Origin of the sequence: Paenibacillus massiliensis subsp. panacisoli DSM 21345, assembly GCF_000426545.1 — a bacterium.
GTDB lineage: Bacteria > Bacillota > Bacilli > Paenibacillales > Paenibacillaceae > Paenibacillus > Paenibacillus panacisoli.
This window is the reverse complement of record NZ_KE384538.1, coordinates 2,519-16,631: the sequence shown is the minus strand read 5'-3', so window position 1 is coordinate 16,631 and position 14,113 is coordinate 2,519. Positions and strand designations below refer to the sequence as shown.

The window sequence follows — 14,113 nt, the reverse complement described above, 5'->3', positions numbered from 1 at the left end:
AACTCAAGAAACATCGCCATCTTACTCAGGATGCGTTGATTCATTCGGATCAAGGATTTCACTATACGAACCCGAAGTTCCAAAAGCTTGTGAAGAAGATGGGGCTGGGTCAATCGATGTCACGTAGAGGAAACTGCTGGGATAACGCCCCACAAGAATCATTCTTTGGGCATTTTAAAGATGAAACGAACTTCAAAGAATGTATGACCTTGGAAGAGGTTAAACAAGAAGTGAAAAGCTACATGATCTATTACAATCATTATCGAGGTCAATGGAACTTAAACAAGCTGCCGCCTGCACGATACAGACAGCAGCTTGAAGTCGCCTAACCTTTTTTAAGTTGTCCTTTACAAGGGGTACAGTTTAAAATACAGCTATCCGGAGATAGCTGCTTGTGGTCGAGTCCTTATTTCGTATTACATTTGTCGATGACGGAGCTTGACGCTGAACTGTCTCCAGAGATGCAGTCACCTGGAATTTCGATGATCTGAAGGTGGAAGTTGTGTGGCTCTGTGGCTCTGTGGCTCTGTGGCTCTGTGGCTCTGTGGCTGTGTTAGTACTTATTATCTCTTGTTCTCAGCTTGATTCTTTCTTCTCTATTTCCTGTAGTTCTACTTCTCTTTCTGTGTCTTGCGTATACTGTAGTCCGAGGCGATAAGCTCTATATAGCTATCATTCCCTGTAATTAGATAATGCCGCAGGTTCAGACGATTGCGCGGGTCGTATAGAGGCTGTCGCTGCTGAAGATGCTGCGAGTCCTGTACGGCATAGAACCCATTCATTCCTTGCCCATCCAGAATCTCAAACTCTCCATGATGTGCCTCGTAGAAGTTCAAGCTTATACAATTGACCTCCGCGACAATCGGTAAGTAAATCTCCAACTCCTCATATTCCATGGATGCGGTCGGCTGGTTAGCCGTGGACTGGGCATTCGTTGGCTGGATATCAGACCTTTGGGCATCAAGCCGGATCTTAGCTCCGCCATGCTCGGTGTAGACGACCTCCACATCCGTCGTAGATATGACGAAGTCGATTGGCTCAGGGACCAGATTTAACATGTATGTATTCATCCTTTCCAGGAAAAAGCTCGGGCTACGAACCGTTTCTCTAGCTCATGTTCATCTTAGTGTATAAGGACGATGAATGGCAATAAATTGAAGTTCACTACTCTTCCTCACTTTTTTCAAAAAAATCCTCTTCGCCGTAAAGCTAGTTCAATAGTGCGAGACTATCATTAGTCATATACCACGTTCGATATTCATCTAGCCTACTATTTATAAAATAAATCATTTGATTTGCATACATCCGAAATGGAGATATCTTTAAACGGCTATTACATGGGTATGTCTAATTGGACTCTGCCGCCCGAATCATTCAGCACTGGGTGGAGTATTTATAAATAGCCGCCACTTGTATAATTGTATTTTTTAGCATACAGCGATGGACAAAAAAAGAAACCACAACACGGCGGATAGCTCGCATTGTGGCGTTGTTGATTGTATTGAAAAGATAATTATATAAAATATTTTACAAGATTTACTTATTCAAAACATCTTTGTCTATCTCATCTAGATAACTATCACTAATATCCTCTGGTTCAAACATACAAGACCCCGAAGATAAAAATCGCGAACAAGCTAATCCCCCAATAATCAACAGTCCTTTATCATATTGTATTCTGCCCCCTCTTTCAAATAGTTTTATTATGGGTAAATATAGCTCCTGAAACTGAACAGCGATCGGCACACCCTCCCCTATCAAATAAGCCCATTCCAAATAATGTATACACACTTCTCTGACAAAAATACCTTTTACATTTTGGAGTGATTCCATACATTCATCTAATATATTTTTAGGTAATTGCATATCGATTAATTCCATAGCACTAAATACTATTATTCTCATCGAATCTTTGTGAATATAATCATAGAATAATGAGCTTCTTCTCAGGTGCTCAGACAACAACACAGCATATGACGGTCTCTTAAACTCAATATGGCTCCAATCAACATTTCGAATAATGCATTTAGCTTCTTCAAAGACCTAATTCATCTCTTCCCTCCATATTATCTATATAGAACGCATTTAAGATTAAAACCTAATTAGTAAGCGATCAATAGTTTCCATCGGATGCTTATTGATTCGCTTTATAAACTGGCTGACATGAAGCTTAATCTTATAGAACTTCTCAAAAAAGACGTTATTGACCACATCTGATTTGAGCCACAGCCAAAGTCCTTCGACTGGATTCAGATTTGGACTATACGGCGGCAGAAAGACCAAGTGCAAGCGCGGATGTTTCTTTAGAAAAGGCTGTAACCCGGTAGCATGATGAATCCGGCTGTTATCTAAAATCATAGCCATTTTTCCGTTCGGGTACGCCAACAGAAGGTCTTCGAGGAACCGAATAAAGGCGGCCACATCGGCCTTTTCTTCTTCACGATGATGCACCTGTCCGGTTTCATAATTGATTGCACCGAACAGCTTCGCTCCTTCGTGCTTCCCATATGTCGGAACTTTGCGCTGCTTGCCTCGCGGAAACCAGTTATATTGCAGTGCTTGATAGGAACGAATCATCGATTCGTCTTCAAACAGCAGATGATCGATTTCTTCGGCTTCCACCTGCTTTTTAAGCTGGACAAAGGTGTGCTTGCGGAAATACGCCTGGGCCTCTTCATCAGCGTTGGCCAGCGTATAGGTTGCTTTGGTGAAGCTGAAGTTCATGCGTCTGAGCATGGCGCTGATCCCGCGCACACTCATCGTGACCCCAAACTCTCGCTTGATCCATTCCGCGATGAGTGGCAGGGTCCAGGTGTAGCGAGCTTCAAACCCTACATCGGCTGGCTGGTTCTGCTCCAGCATAGCGGCTAATTGGATGCGTTGCTCTTCCGTGAGCTTAGGTGGTTGTCCAGGGGAGTGGCTCATTTCTAGTCCGGAAAGACCCTGGGTTTGATAACTTTTCCAATAGTTACTGATGGTTTGACGAATGCGACCGAGTAAATTGCTGATCTCTGCAAAGGTATGTCCCTCTAATCGCAGCCGTACCGCCAGGTACCTTTCGTAAAGCCGTTTATCTGATGTTTCTTTCATGGCTAAGTTCAAGCGCTCGATTTCTTCGTTTTTCATTTTTATCGCCACCTTGGGTTGGTCTTACTGTTAATTACCCGTTTTGGTGGTTAGAGTAAAGGAATTTGTTTTTTAATTGCGTTCTATATAGTACTTTATTTTCTTTTAACACTTACGACTCCTTGATTGCACTTCCAACACCCAAGTGTGGCCCTTCTAGATTCACTCTGGATTGAAGAAGGTTCTCGGACCTTTACAGATCCAGAACCTGCATATGATTGTAGCCAAAAGCAGTGAACGATCAATGTGATGTTGCTATCAACTTGATAACGAGTCAAATAGTCTTGTTCACACCTGGTGCTCGTAGGAGCTGATAGTGCCCCTTATAGAGGGAATGGCAATGAAGCTGGCACCAGCAACAAAGTTACGAAGTTCAATCTGAGGTGGATGAGTTATGCTCTGTGAATCATTTTCCGACCGTCTCGATACCCAATCCTTGGAGCCGTACAAATTATTTGTTGGTGAAGTGTTTAAGTCTTTTAGATACAATGTTAGCAGCTTATCCTAAGCCGCTCTTTACGCTCTACGTTTTTTTTGAAGAGAATTAAGCTCTTGATTTTGATTAGCCTCTATAGATACTAATTCGCTAACTCTAGCAGCTTTTATATATTTGTTTACAATTAAAAAAACCTATCATCCCACTACCAATTTAACATTATTTATCATTATAGGCATTTGTGATAGTTTTTGTTATGTGTTAGTATAAACATTGTAGATATTCCCAAACGAGAGAATCTGCACTATATACTACGAGGAGGTATTGTTTTGAAGAAGCTTATTAGCATGTTTCTTGTTTTTTCCATGTTTTTAGTGGCCCTTCCGTTCTCTGCTAGTGCAAACGTATCCGAGATCAACACCCCAGAAGACTACATAAACTACCTTAGTAATTCAATGTCAATGCAATCCAACTCATCAGAACAAGACGTACTGGAGCAGTTTAAAGCACTATCCGCCGATGATCAGCAAAAATTCGTAGACTACATTAGCGACCCGGACGTGGCAGCATCAATCTTCAAAGCCATGAGCACTGGCGAGAAAACGAAGCTGTACGGTGGGGATGTTGAAATTACTTTCGAAAAAGGAAAGGCTGCCGACGACAACATCTCGCTTAGCAGCACAACGACTTACAGACAATCGGATCAAGCTAAAACTACTGTCTTAGGAATTGATATTATTACTGTCGAGGTGTACATCCAGTACAGAGTATCTGGTACCAACTTCGATAATAGAAAGATTACAGACATCCTCAATGGCGGCGGCCGTGTACTTAGAAACTGGTATCCCTCTGTTACAATAAGCGTGGATGATGACAGTCCATACATCCAAGGCAACCAGGCTTATCAAACATCTTATTTCGAATGGAATTTCGTACATCCCAAGTTAGGCTTCCAAATTGGCGTAAATACATTTAAGATATGGGGAAATCCACATGGAGGATGGGGGTCCGATTTCACTAAATCATGAAGAAAATTCTTTTAATTATTGCTTGTATTCTAGTTGTTCTATTAATTGGTGGTTTTTTTATGTATAATGGCATGACCACCTGATCAGTTAAATCATCAAAGAGCCCCTTAAAGGGGGCTTCAGAGTGTAGACAAACTCCTCTGTTTCGAATGAAACTTAGGAGTTTGTCTTGTTTTTAGTGAGGACGAACAAAATATCCAGTTTTTTGATATTCATACATGCATAAATTAGCATCGCTTGCAGTGTAACAGATCTGATTGAATGAAAATTCAAACGCCAAGCCTCTTCAGCTTGGCGTTGACAGCATCATTGAATGTGTAACCTGCAACTAGCTATTTCTAACCACCCATTCCGTGGTTTACCGTCTCTAACACTTCCTTCTTTCTCTATATATACTAATCTGTCAAAAATCAAATCTTGGGTATTCGTCAACAAATGTACTTTTGTTCAACGACCGCTTTAACTGTGCCTTTCGTTTACGGTCTTCCGCTGTCTCTTTCTGATTAAGACGAATCATTTGGGTCATAAACCAAGGAGGTAATCCTGTAGGAAATACGTTACGTTCCAGTTTAATTCGATCCTGGGGTGATAATGTTTCATATGCTGCCCAAATCGTTTCATCATTTCGGATTAGTTCAATGGGCAGACCCTTTAAATCGTCCGATAGTTGAGTGAGGATGATATCTGCAATGCGATTTGAGATGCTAAACAAGTCCATTTTTTGGGCAGTGTTAAATCCATTTAGAAGTAGATGCCGTTCAACTTCTTCTATTTTTTTGGGAGATGCTAATCGCTTGCTATCATTATGATTGATATAGTTAATAGAGTCTTCTTGTTGAGGAGCAGTGACCTTTTGAATATCCATCTGTCTTGGAGTTGTATTCTCTAGGTGCTGATGTTCTTTGCTAGCTTGCTGATGAAGATCCGCTTGGTGTTGTCGTAGTTCTTCCTCTGCCTGAAGTCGTTTCTCTTCTAAAATATACTCTACTTCTGCAGCTTGCTGAGCACGCCAGGTTTGATAAATTAGAGCTACAGGATCGAGGGCCTTGTCCGCTTCACTTCCCGTTACCATACCTTCCGTAAAATCAATACCAGGCTCTATGCTAGATTCAAAAACCTGGTCCTCGAAATGATTTCCTTCTTTAGGTGGATAAGCTGAGCTAACCGCACCCTTCGGATAAATTACATCTTCACTATCTAACAGTTTGCGTAGCGGAGTAACCAAAAGCGTCCGAACGACATCTTTATCAGCGATTCGAGTGATTTGGTATAACTCGTCCTGTGTTGTCCATGGCTCGCCCCTCTGCAGAGCACTAAATCTCTGAAGCTCGTTATCTGGATTACGACGAATGAGAAAAACTTCTCCTGCATGTGTCACAGCTACAACAAATCCATACTCATTCATTAGAAGAGTAAACGCCTTGCTATTGCTACCCGTTACAACAAAGGGATTTTGTTCCCCAGGCTGAAGACTATGAACCAGGTAATTAATTTCTTCACTGTCTGGATCAAGCTCAATTTGTTTGGTTCCTGTGTACCCAGTGAATAAATCATCTAGAACAATGACCCATGCCGTTGGTACACCTTCACTATAATACGCATTTATTTTCTTCGATATAGCAGAAGGTTTCATATCAGATGCCAGAATCTCAACAACTATACGCAACTTAGAAGTTGTTCCTGAACCTATATAGGCAGCTACATCAACACGGATTTTCTTTCCTTCAATCTGGTGCCGCGTCTCTTCATACACGGTGTAACCAGCATCACGCAACTTACTGAAAATGAATTTTTTTGTGAGAGCATGCGAGAGTGACTCACTAAAATGACAATTCTCCCGATTGTTATGATAAAAATAGGGGCTTTTATTTGCCTCTCTGATACCATCTTTAATGATCTGAAACCCCTTATTGTAGTACATGGGTCCATTACATATGGGGCAAGTTAAATATAGCGTTTTTTTGGACTTACGAAGCACGTTTCTCTCATCATCAGTAAGTCGTAGTGCATCCAATTGCACTTGCTCAAATTCATTGGCCGTCTGCAGAAGACCCGTAGGCAGTTTTTCTTCCCACCCTACAAATGGTGTGAAATATGCATATTGACTCATGTAGATACCTCTCCTTATGAATCATTCACATCAACCATAATTATTTGTAATCACTCGGTTCTTCCGTAAAGCCATAAGCATTCCACAAACTCGAAACTGCCTGTTCGTATACCTTCTTATATGACTCATAATCACGAGATTCAACTATCACATCGGATAGTTGTAAAAAGTCATCATCAATTTCTTGAGGAGGAAGACCATAATGCCGTCCTCGATCCCAGCCAGTTACGCCCATTACACCAACCAAATTTACATAATAATAAAACGGTTCATTAATCCCCAATAATGTATAATTCTTAATTTGTTTATCGAGGGAGTATTCCAGCTGTCTCTCCAAGCGAGTTGGACTTAGAAATGTGAACTTTTTTATCTCCTTATCATTTTTATTGTTTGCATAATCGAATGATAAGTTGGACACTTGTTCAATAATTCCATTTCTAAAAATCTGTGTGTGGCCGCCCTTACCCTCCGTTCCCCCCGTTCAAGATTAATCAGTCCATCTGAATTAATACGTGGGTTAGCTCCTGTAGAACCTAAAATATATAAATTTACTCTTTCTATTTGGTCAATTACAGGATATGTAATCGGATATTCGAAAGCTGATACTGGAACATAATGAACCATCACAAAAGGTGCTCTCATCTTGTAAACATCTACAGTCTTTGTAATTCTTTGCACCCTGAAACGAGAATAGTGGTCATTTAAGCTGCCAGTAATACTCATCAAACGACGGATTTCGCTGGTTGATGCCGGTATTTTGGAGGTACCTATTCTAATAGGAAATTTAAAATTCTTTACCATATGAGGGCCGGTCATGCTACGTGATACTCGAATAATGATTGCATATCTCCCGTTAGACAATGGGATACAACGCATTTTGAACTGAGTTATTTGTGGGTCCGTATTAGAACTAATTGATTGAGAGTGGCCACGCATCCACTTATCTGGGTCTTCTATATCGATCCCTTTGATCTCTGAAGGTATGCCGGCTGAATCTCCTTCAGCAATGCCAATAATAATATCAACACCACGGGTATTAGCGAAAGCTGCGACTTCTTCTACCAGACTTGTAGAGTTACTAATCTCAGCTTTGTATTCCAATTGGTTACCCTTCCATGATTTCGTTTTCAACCAATGCCAATAAGTCCTTTTCGGTTAGCAAATCAAAATCAGTATAAAAAGTACTAATGACAAAAACATCCTTTCATCTCTTATATTGATTACCCAATACACATATTATAAGAAATAAAAGGATTTTATGTAACCAAGTAGTCTTGGGTAGTACTTTATTGGGCCTAACAAGATTAGAAACCAAGATTTTCACTCACACCGTGATAAAGTAAATTCGGTAGACAAATGACTATTTTTAATAGAGCAGATGATGCTTCTTGGTAAGAGACTTTATAGGGAAGGTAACAAATCAAATTCCTCTTTATTATTGAAACTATATAATTCCTTCTACATCAAGCCAGCTGCTAATTATGCATCCATCAGCGCCAGCATAATATTACTTCGCCCTTCATTTCGGTTTGTTTCCAATTAGTAGAACGAGTAGTGAATTTTTTGACGTTTCGTCTCACCTTTTATTTGTTGTTCACTGCAGTCGTATCTTAACTCAGAATTCCATCGGAATCCACAAGCTGCAGCCGTCCTCGATAACCTTATGCCTACATCTTCAAAAGCTTTAAGCTATGTTTTCCCTTCTGCAACATACTCCAAGATGGTATTAGCTAGAATACTATCTTCTTCATCTTTCCAACCATCATATCTGATTTTCAATTGTAATCTCCTCCAGATCCTTAGCTATTAATTTTATAGCCATTGTGAACGTATTTTATTCCGGGGATATAATTCACTTCATTCACTGTATTAGATGTAAATATTTGGTTTCACTTCCGCAACTATTCTCAGTACAATGAGCTCATGATGAAATGAAGTAGTGTACGTGTGTTTAGGTTATTATGATTTCATCTATACTTCGCATTAGAAAGGAACAAAATATGCTTAGAAAAAAATGTTTGATTATGTTTGTATTGCTTTTACTGTTACCCTCACTTTTTATTTCTCCCTCTGTAGAGGCTGAAGAAGACAACAGTATTGGGCTTATAATCAATGGTGTCTACATGCTGATGACAGACGACTTTTTTCTTTATATGGACACAGGAAAAGGGGCTATTTATGCATCAAGCCTATTATTTTCCAGTTCATTAAACACTGAGGTAGACTGGAATGATTACAATAACACAGTTTCATTCAGAGTTAACGATACAAACAATGAAGTAACATATAAAATCAACCAAAAACAAGTCGTGATCAATGGAGTTGCTAAACCCTTAACTACCCCAGCGGTGATTAGAGATCCGGATCTCGGACTCAAAGATACGATGGTTCCTTTACGCACAACGATTGAATCATTGGGTGGATCACTTACATGGGATCATCACAATAAGGTAATTGATCTTAAAACTTCATGGAGGATACCTGTATTAGAGTTTGGGGGAAATTGGGAGCCATATGGTATTCAAGTGAATATCGCCCCTCAAATCTTCAAAGGTATAACAATAAAAGATGGAAAGATAAACGTAAGGTTACCTCAAATTGAGGGAAAGAACGTACATGCCCATTTTGTTGAAGGCCCAGATCCAACAAACGGAAAAGTTACGGAACTCGTCCCAGAAGAAACCTATATTTTTGATGCGGAATATTATTCACTACTCATCCAGATCGGAGATCCTGAATTATATGATTCCTATTACGGTGATTACGACGAATATTATCTTTACTCTGAAAGTGTATTAAAAAACTTAAGCAATTATGTTAAAGGAGATGTAAGCGTCTTTGATCGTTACCATAACATGATCCCGCTTAGTCGGGTTTATGAAGCCTTGGATATAACGCCATAACAACAGGCCCTCACTATGTACTGAGTGCATTCTTACTTAAGCTAGATTTCAGTCTGTATGGTAGGATATCCCCTCTAAAACAAAGAGCAGATTCTAAAATAGAATCTGCTCTTTCACATGGAATCCATCGGAGAATAGCTTTTGAGTAAAGTACCATCTAGGAACATCCAGGGTCTCTTTCTGAGAGTATAGCGGGACTTAACTCAGCCATCCTTCCTCCAAACTCTGTGCGGGGTGTTATCCTGGCCTAGGAACGTTGAGGTTCAAAGTCGGGAACCTCCCCACTCCTGATTAAATATCTGGCCAAAGTAGCCCCAGCGGGGCTTGCAGGCTCTTAGGCATCGTTCTCCAATACAACCAACATCAAGTATAGATCTAATAACACTTCTACAGCTAAAAATAACTTATTACTTTACCGATTGTAAATAAGTGAAGAGTTTCTCCTATAAGTGAAAGAGAAATCGGCAACTGGCATTCTAGAAATCGGCAACTGGCATTCTCAAACGATCGTGCTGGGTGGCAGCACGGCCACACAAATTCGTGTGAAGAAAGCGAATGGCGACTTAAGATCTACAGTATTATCACGGTTAACGGAGCAACTTGGTCTGTATATTTTACTCAGACCCCGACTCATTCGGCACTGGTGAGTATTGAGGCAAAACCACAATACGGGCGTCCATCTCGCATTGTGGTTATTGAATGTACTTATATGATGTAGCTCTCGAACTAAAAGTTGTTTGACTGGAGCCTACTTTTAATAATTATTCCGATACTTTCCAATTTATGTCGAGTTTATCCAAAGCTCTTTGACTAATATCCTCTGGTTCAACCGTGCTCATCTTCACAGAAATAATTCGAGAACGTGCAGCGCTTCCACAGGTTAACTCGCCATTATGGTATCTTATCCTCCCCCCTCTACTGAACAACTTTATTATTGGATCATATAGTCCTTGGAATTTAAGTGCTACGGATTCGTTCTTACCAGATAAATATGCCCACTCCAAATAACTTTTGCAAGCTGATTTGACTAACCACTCATCCTTAATTTCGTTTAATTCATCACAGTATTCATATATTTCAATTGGCAACTTTATACCACACATATCCGCAGCACTAAAAATTGCCAGTCTCTTTTTAGGTTCGCGATCTATAAAGTCATAAAATTGAGAACCCCTCCTTAAAAACTCATATAATAATATTCCGTGTGAAGGTTTGTTAGGTTCTTCACTTTCCCAATTAATATTTCTTATATTTGTCCTAGCTTCTTCAAACATCTGATTCAACTAAGCGTCCTCCTAAAATCAATTTACTTATTAAATTATAAAATAGTCTCATCCGCTTTAAAATCTGGGAAGTCTTTTGGTGGGAGAGGTGCTAGATCATGAGCTCCCTCGTTAGGCGGCCTTCCAGTTATCCCCTCTTTAGGATTCCATGATTCAATTTTACGATATGGTATTCCTTCTTGCATCATTTTACTTTCCGCTAGTTCATGATCTGCTAATTGTCTAAACCATGCTTTTTCTTTAGGCGATAATTCCCCTTGAAGTGCCTTTTCCCACCCATAAGCAATATGCATATCCGGATGAAAATAACCCGTATAATAATATTTCCCGGTTATCGGATCGGGTAAATTAACATGCTCAGTTAAAAACAGATGCTTCTTCAATCCAATGGCTTCTTCCAAACTAAGTCCTGTATTTTTGGAGAACAGTTCAAGTTCATTCATATCTAAACCTGTTCTTTTTAAACTATCGTATGTCTGTTGAGCAATTTTTTCTTGCTTAATAAGTGGTTCAAATTCTATAGGTTCCCCTCGAGGCTCAATAGGTTTTATAGGAGGAGCTTCACCCATCCCCTCAGCCTCTTCATCCTCTCTCTGTTGCTCCTCATCTTCCCTTCTTTTCCGTTCATCCTCATTATGATCCTTAGGTGGCTTATCCGGTCCACCACCAGAACCTCCACGACCATTGCTATCCATCCGGGAATAGTCCTCGAACTCCCATCTAGGTCGCCCATTACTGATTTTCCCGATTCCGACGGGAACGAGTTTCTTGGAAAAGATATTCATCCGATTTGCAAGGCTCTGCATAAAGCTCTCCAGCGAGGCTATATCCAGTGGGAGCCGCAGGGCGTTGGTCTTCAGTTTCCCATCTCCACCTAGACTTTTGACGGCATCGTGCAGGGTATCACTCCAACGAGGAGCTACCATGCCCCTTCCGCCTGAATCTCCGCCCCCACTAGTCGATTTGCCGCCAGCTGACTCCCCGTGTACTGCAGGAGTGCCCTTGCTCATATCTCCGACGCTCTTCGCGAGCTTGGCCACGCCTTTCACAGCACCTATGATATCCACGGCCCGTTCCGCGGCTTTGACCCGGTTATATCCTGCATTATAGCTCTCCTCGGCGCTGCGAGTGAGTACGTTGCCCTTATCGTCATAGACCTTCACAAATGGATCAATCAAGGACTCCCCGGCCCCTACGATGTCGTTGCCCAGCTCAGACCAACTTTTCTTCAGCGTGACCGTATCTGCAATATACGTCCCGGTCGCCTCCATAGCACGTCCTAGCCCGGCCTGCGTCTCATTATGCTCCAAAAAACCTTTCCCAAACATCTCGCCTGGCTCGATCACGGGATTGAGCAATTGCGCACCCATATCGACGACATCCACGGCAAAATTCCACACGCCCTCGACGAACTCTATGCCTGCATCCAGCGTACCCTTGCCCTCTTCCAGCGCATTGTCCAGGGCGCGGGAGGCTATGACCACTCCAATCCCTTTTTCGGCTACCTGCTGTTCGAATGCCGAGAGCAGCGGCTCGTCATAGGATTGATGTACAGAAGCTTCGAGCTGTACCTCCGTCCCTTGGCTGTTCACTTGCTCCGCCAGATCCAGCTTCTCCGTGGTTGTACCCAGATGCAGAGCATCAGAGCCGACGAGCTGATGCTGATGAGAAAGAGAAGATAACAAAAAGCAGGTCTACCATGGTGGTATCTGACTATAATCGACCTGCTTAACGTACCTGCTCATTCGGCAAAAGGTCTGGGCAAATCATCCAACAAAAAAACCAAATATAATACAGATGGCTATCTTGTATTGAACGACTGGTCGCACAAGATTATTAATAACAACTATGAATAAGACTGATTAATTTCCCTACAATGTGAAAAAGACCTATCTCACTTATCGTTCAAAGTGAAATAGGTCTTTGCTTGGACTGTAATTCTGTGTTGTATTTTATCGCTCACTGGTTGAATGTGATACATTCAACACTGGATATTCTTAATTCATAGCGAAAAGCTCCCAAAAGTTTGTCTTAATTATGTTGATTCTACAGAGCTATTAATCCTGACTATTAAAGTAGTTCTCTACAAATAGTTTATTCTTTTCATTCTCAGGAAGCAAACCTAAATATTGATACTCAAAAATCATTTGTCTTTGAGTTGGTGTTAGTGTTGAAGCTATTATATCTTCATAATCATAATGAATCTTCAACTTACCAGGATACTTCAATGTTAAGGTTAAGTTTGTCCACGCGTCTTGATCATTGTCTATAAATATTTGTCTTAACTCTTTGAATTTGGTTTGCAATTCTAATAATAATTTGTCGTAAATTTTTTCATTCACACTGTACTTTTCAGGGATATCATGGGAGTATATAAAATCCTCATTCTCAGAAGTATTGAAATAAAAATATACCTCTCTTGATCCATCCAATATTTCGGCATATAAATAAATCTCGTTCCAATTGTCGTCAGGTATCATACTTAAAATATGTTCTGCTATCAAGGGATATAGTCGATCCATCTGTTGATCCATAATTCTATCAACCTCCAATTTGATTCTCTATTGTAATTTTCTTTGTCCTACCGTCATCTATTGAATACTCTACTATAAAGCTATCAGGTCTTGCAGAATTACCAGTGTATTGGGGATTTATTTTTACTTTTACGCTTTCTTTTCTTTCTAACGCCGATGCCCATTCTTTTTCCATCTGATGCCATTTTCCACCAGCCTCATTAATTTGGGAATTCATTGGAACTAAGTTATCAATATCCCCAGAACCTTTAAATTGACTACCAATTAAATGACCACCATCATCTCTATCTGGGTAATCACCTCGGATTCTGTCTGTTTCTCCCACATTACTTTGAGCGTATTGATTTCTTGTTCCTTTGCCCAGTTGTAAATCAGCCTCGACACTTTCAATACGACCAAATTCATTTGTTTCATAAGTATATCCTTGTGGCGTAGTGTATTTTGCATTTGGTTTTAATATTTTTTTATTTCCGACTTTTTCAATTTGTTGTCCATAAGGGATTACAGTCTTACTATCTTTACCCGTCCCCTCAGCCTCTTCATCTTTTCTCCGTCGTTCCTCATCTTCCCTTCTTTTCCGTTCATCCTCATGATGATTCTTAGGTGGCTTATCCGGTCCACCACCAGAACCTCCACGACCATTGCTATCCATCCGGGAATAGTCCTCGAACTCCCATCTAGGTCGCCCATTAC

At 40.6% G+C, this 14,113-nt stretch carries 13 protein-coding genes; 3 read left to right on the top strand and 10 right to left on the bottom strand.

What is annotated here, in order from left to right; genetic code table 11:
* Positions 1 to 329: IS3 family transposase (locus K331_RS0128575; RefSeq protein WP_028592976.1), on the top strand; the 329-nt coding region annotated here is incomplete at its 5' end.
* A gap of 282 nt (positions 330 to 611) precedes the next feature.
* Here the strand turns inward: K331_RS0128575 and K331_RS0128570 are convergent.
* The 3 genes from K331_RS0128570 to K331_RS0128560 form a co-directional block, all read right to left on the bottom strand.
* On the bottom strand, positions 612 to 1,058 hold the full coding sequence (locus K331_RS0128570; protein WP_036636147.1) for a hypothetical protein: 447 nt from the start codon (positions 1,056 to 1,058) through the stop codon (positions 612 to 614).
* A gap of 478 nt (positions 1,059 to 1,536) precedes the next feature.
* The gene (locus K331_RS0128565; RefSeq protein WP_156897737.1) at positions 1,537 to 1,866 is read right to left on the bottom strand and encodes a hypothetical protein; all 330 of its coding nucleotides are present in this window, start codon (positions 1,864 to 1,866) and stop codon (positions 1,537 to 1,539) included.
* A 225-nt stretch (positions 1,867 to 2,091) separates the two neighbouring features.
* Positions 2,092 to 3,126, bottom strand: a complete 1,035-nt coding sequence (locus K331_RS0128560) for an IS630 family transposase (protein ID WP_028592973.1) — start codon at positions 3,124 to 3,126, stop codon at positions 2,092 to 2,094.
* 765 nt (positions 3,127 to 3,891) lie between these two features.
* Between K331_RS0128560 and K331_RS0128555 the strand changes: the two genes are divergently transcribed.
* On the top strand, positions 3,892 to 4,590 hold the full coding sequence (locus K331_RS0128555) for a hypothetical protein (RefSeq protein ID WP_028592972.1): 699 nt from the start codon (positions 3,892 to 3,894) through the stop codon (positions 4,588 to 4,590).
* 403 nt (positions 4,591 to 4,993) lie between these two features.
* Here the strand turns inward: K331_RS0128555 and K331_RS0128550 are convergent, their stop codons facing one another.
* Genes K331_RS0128550 through K331_RS0128540 form a run of 3 tightly spaced genes read right to left on the bottom strand, consistent with a single transcriptional unit; the run spans position 4,994 to position 7,801 of the window.
* Complete coding sequence (locus K331_RS0128550; RefSeq protein WP_028592971.1) at positions 4,994 to 6,700, bottom strand: hypothetical protein; 1,707 nt, start codon at positions 6,698 to 6,700, stop codon at positions 4,994 to 4,996.
* A 40-nt stretch (positions 6,701 to 6,740) separates the two neighbouring features.
* The gene (locus tag K331_RS0128545; RefSeq protein WP_028592970.1) at positions 6,741 to 7,037 is read right to left on the bottom strand and encodes a hypothetical protein; all 297 of its coding nucleotides are present in this window, start codon (positions 7,035 to 7,037) and stop codon (positions 6,741 to 6,743) included.
* A gap of 29 nt (positions 7,038 to 7,066) precedes the next feature.
* Positions 7,067 to 7,801: an AlbA family DNA-binding domain-containing protein gene (locus tag K331_RS0128540; RefSeq protein ID WP_028592969.1), complete on the bottom strand. Its 735-nt coding sequence runs from the start codon at positions 7,799 to 7,801 to the stop codon at positions 7,067 to 7,069.
* Between the two features lie 899 nt (positions 7,802 to 8,700).
* On the opposite strand from K331_RS0128540, the gene K331_RS0128530 reads away from it, so the two are divergent.
* Positions 8,701 to 9,603, top strand: coding sequence for a copper amine oxidase N-terminal domain-containing protein (locus K331_RS0128530; protein WP_028592968.1), 903 nt, complete (start codon positions 8,701 to 8,703; stop codon positions 9,601 to 9,603).
* A gap of 761 nt (positions 9,604 to 10,364) precedes the next feature.
* On the opposite strand, the gene K331_RS31300 is transcribed toward K331_RS0128530, so the two are convergent.
* The 4 genes from K331_RS31300 to K331_RS30795 form a co-directional block, all read right to left on the bottom strand.
* On the bottom strand, positions 10,365 to 10,886 hold the full coding sequence (locus K331_RS31300; RefSeq protein WP_028592967.1) for a hypothetical protein: 522 nt from the start codon (positions 10,884 to 10,886) through the stop codon (positions 10,365 to 10,367).
* Positions 10,887 to 10,921: 35 nt separating this feature from the next.
* Positions 10,922 to 12,571: a hypothetical protein gene (locus K331_RS0128520; RefSeq protein ID WP_028592966.1), complete on the bottom strand. Its 1,650-nt coding sequence runs from the start codon at positions 12,569 to 12,571 to the stop codon at positions 10,922 to 10,924.
* 372 nt (positions 12,572 to 12,943) lie between these two features.
* Entirely contained in the window at positions 12,944 to 13,420 is a 477-nt protein-coding gene (locus K331_RS0128515) for an antitoxin YezG family protein (protein ID WP_028592965.1), read from the bottom strand.
* A 7-nt stretch (positions 13,421 to 13,427) separates the two neighbouring features.
* The coding region (locus K331_RS30795; RefSeq protein WP_226383722.1) for a DNA/RNA non-specific endonuclease at positions 13,428 to 14,113 on the bottom strand (686 nt) is incomplete at its 5' end.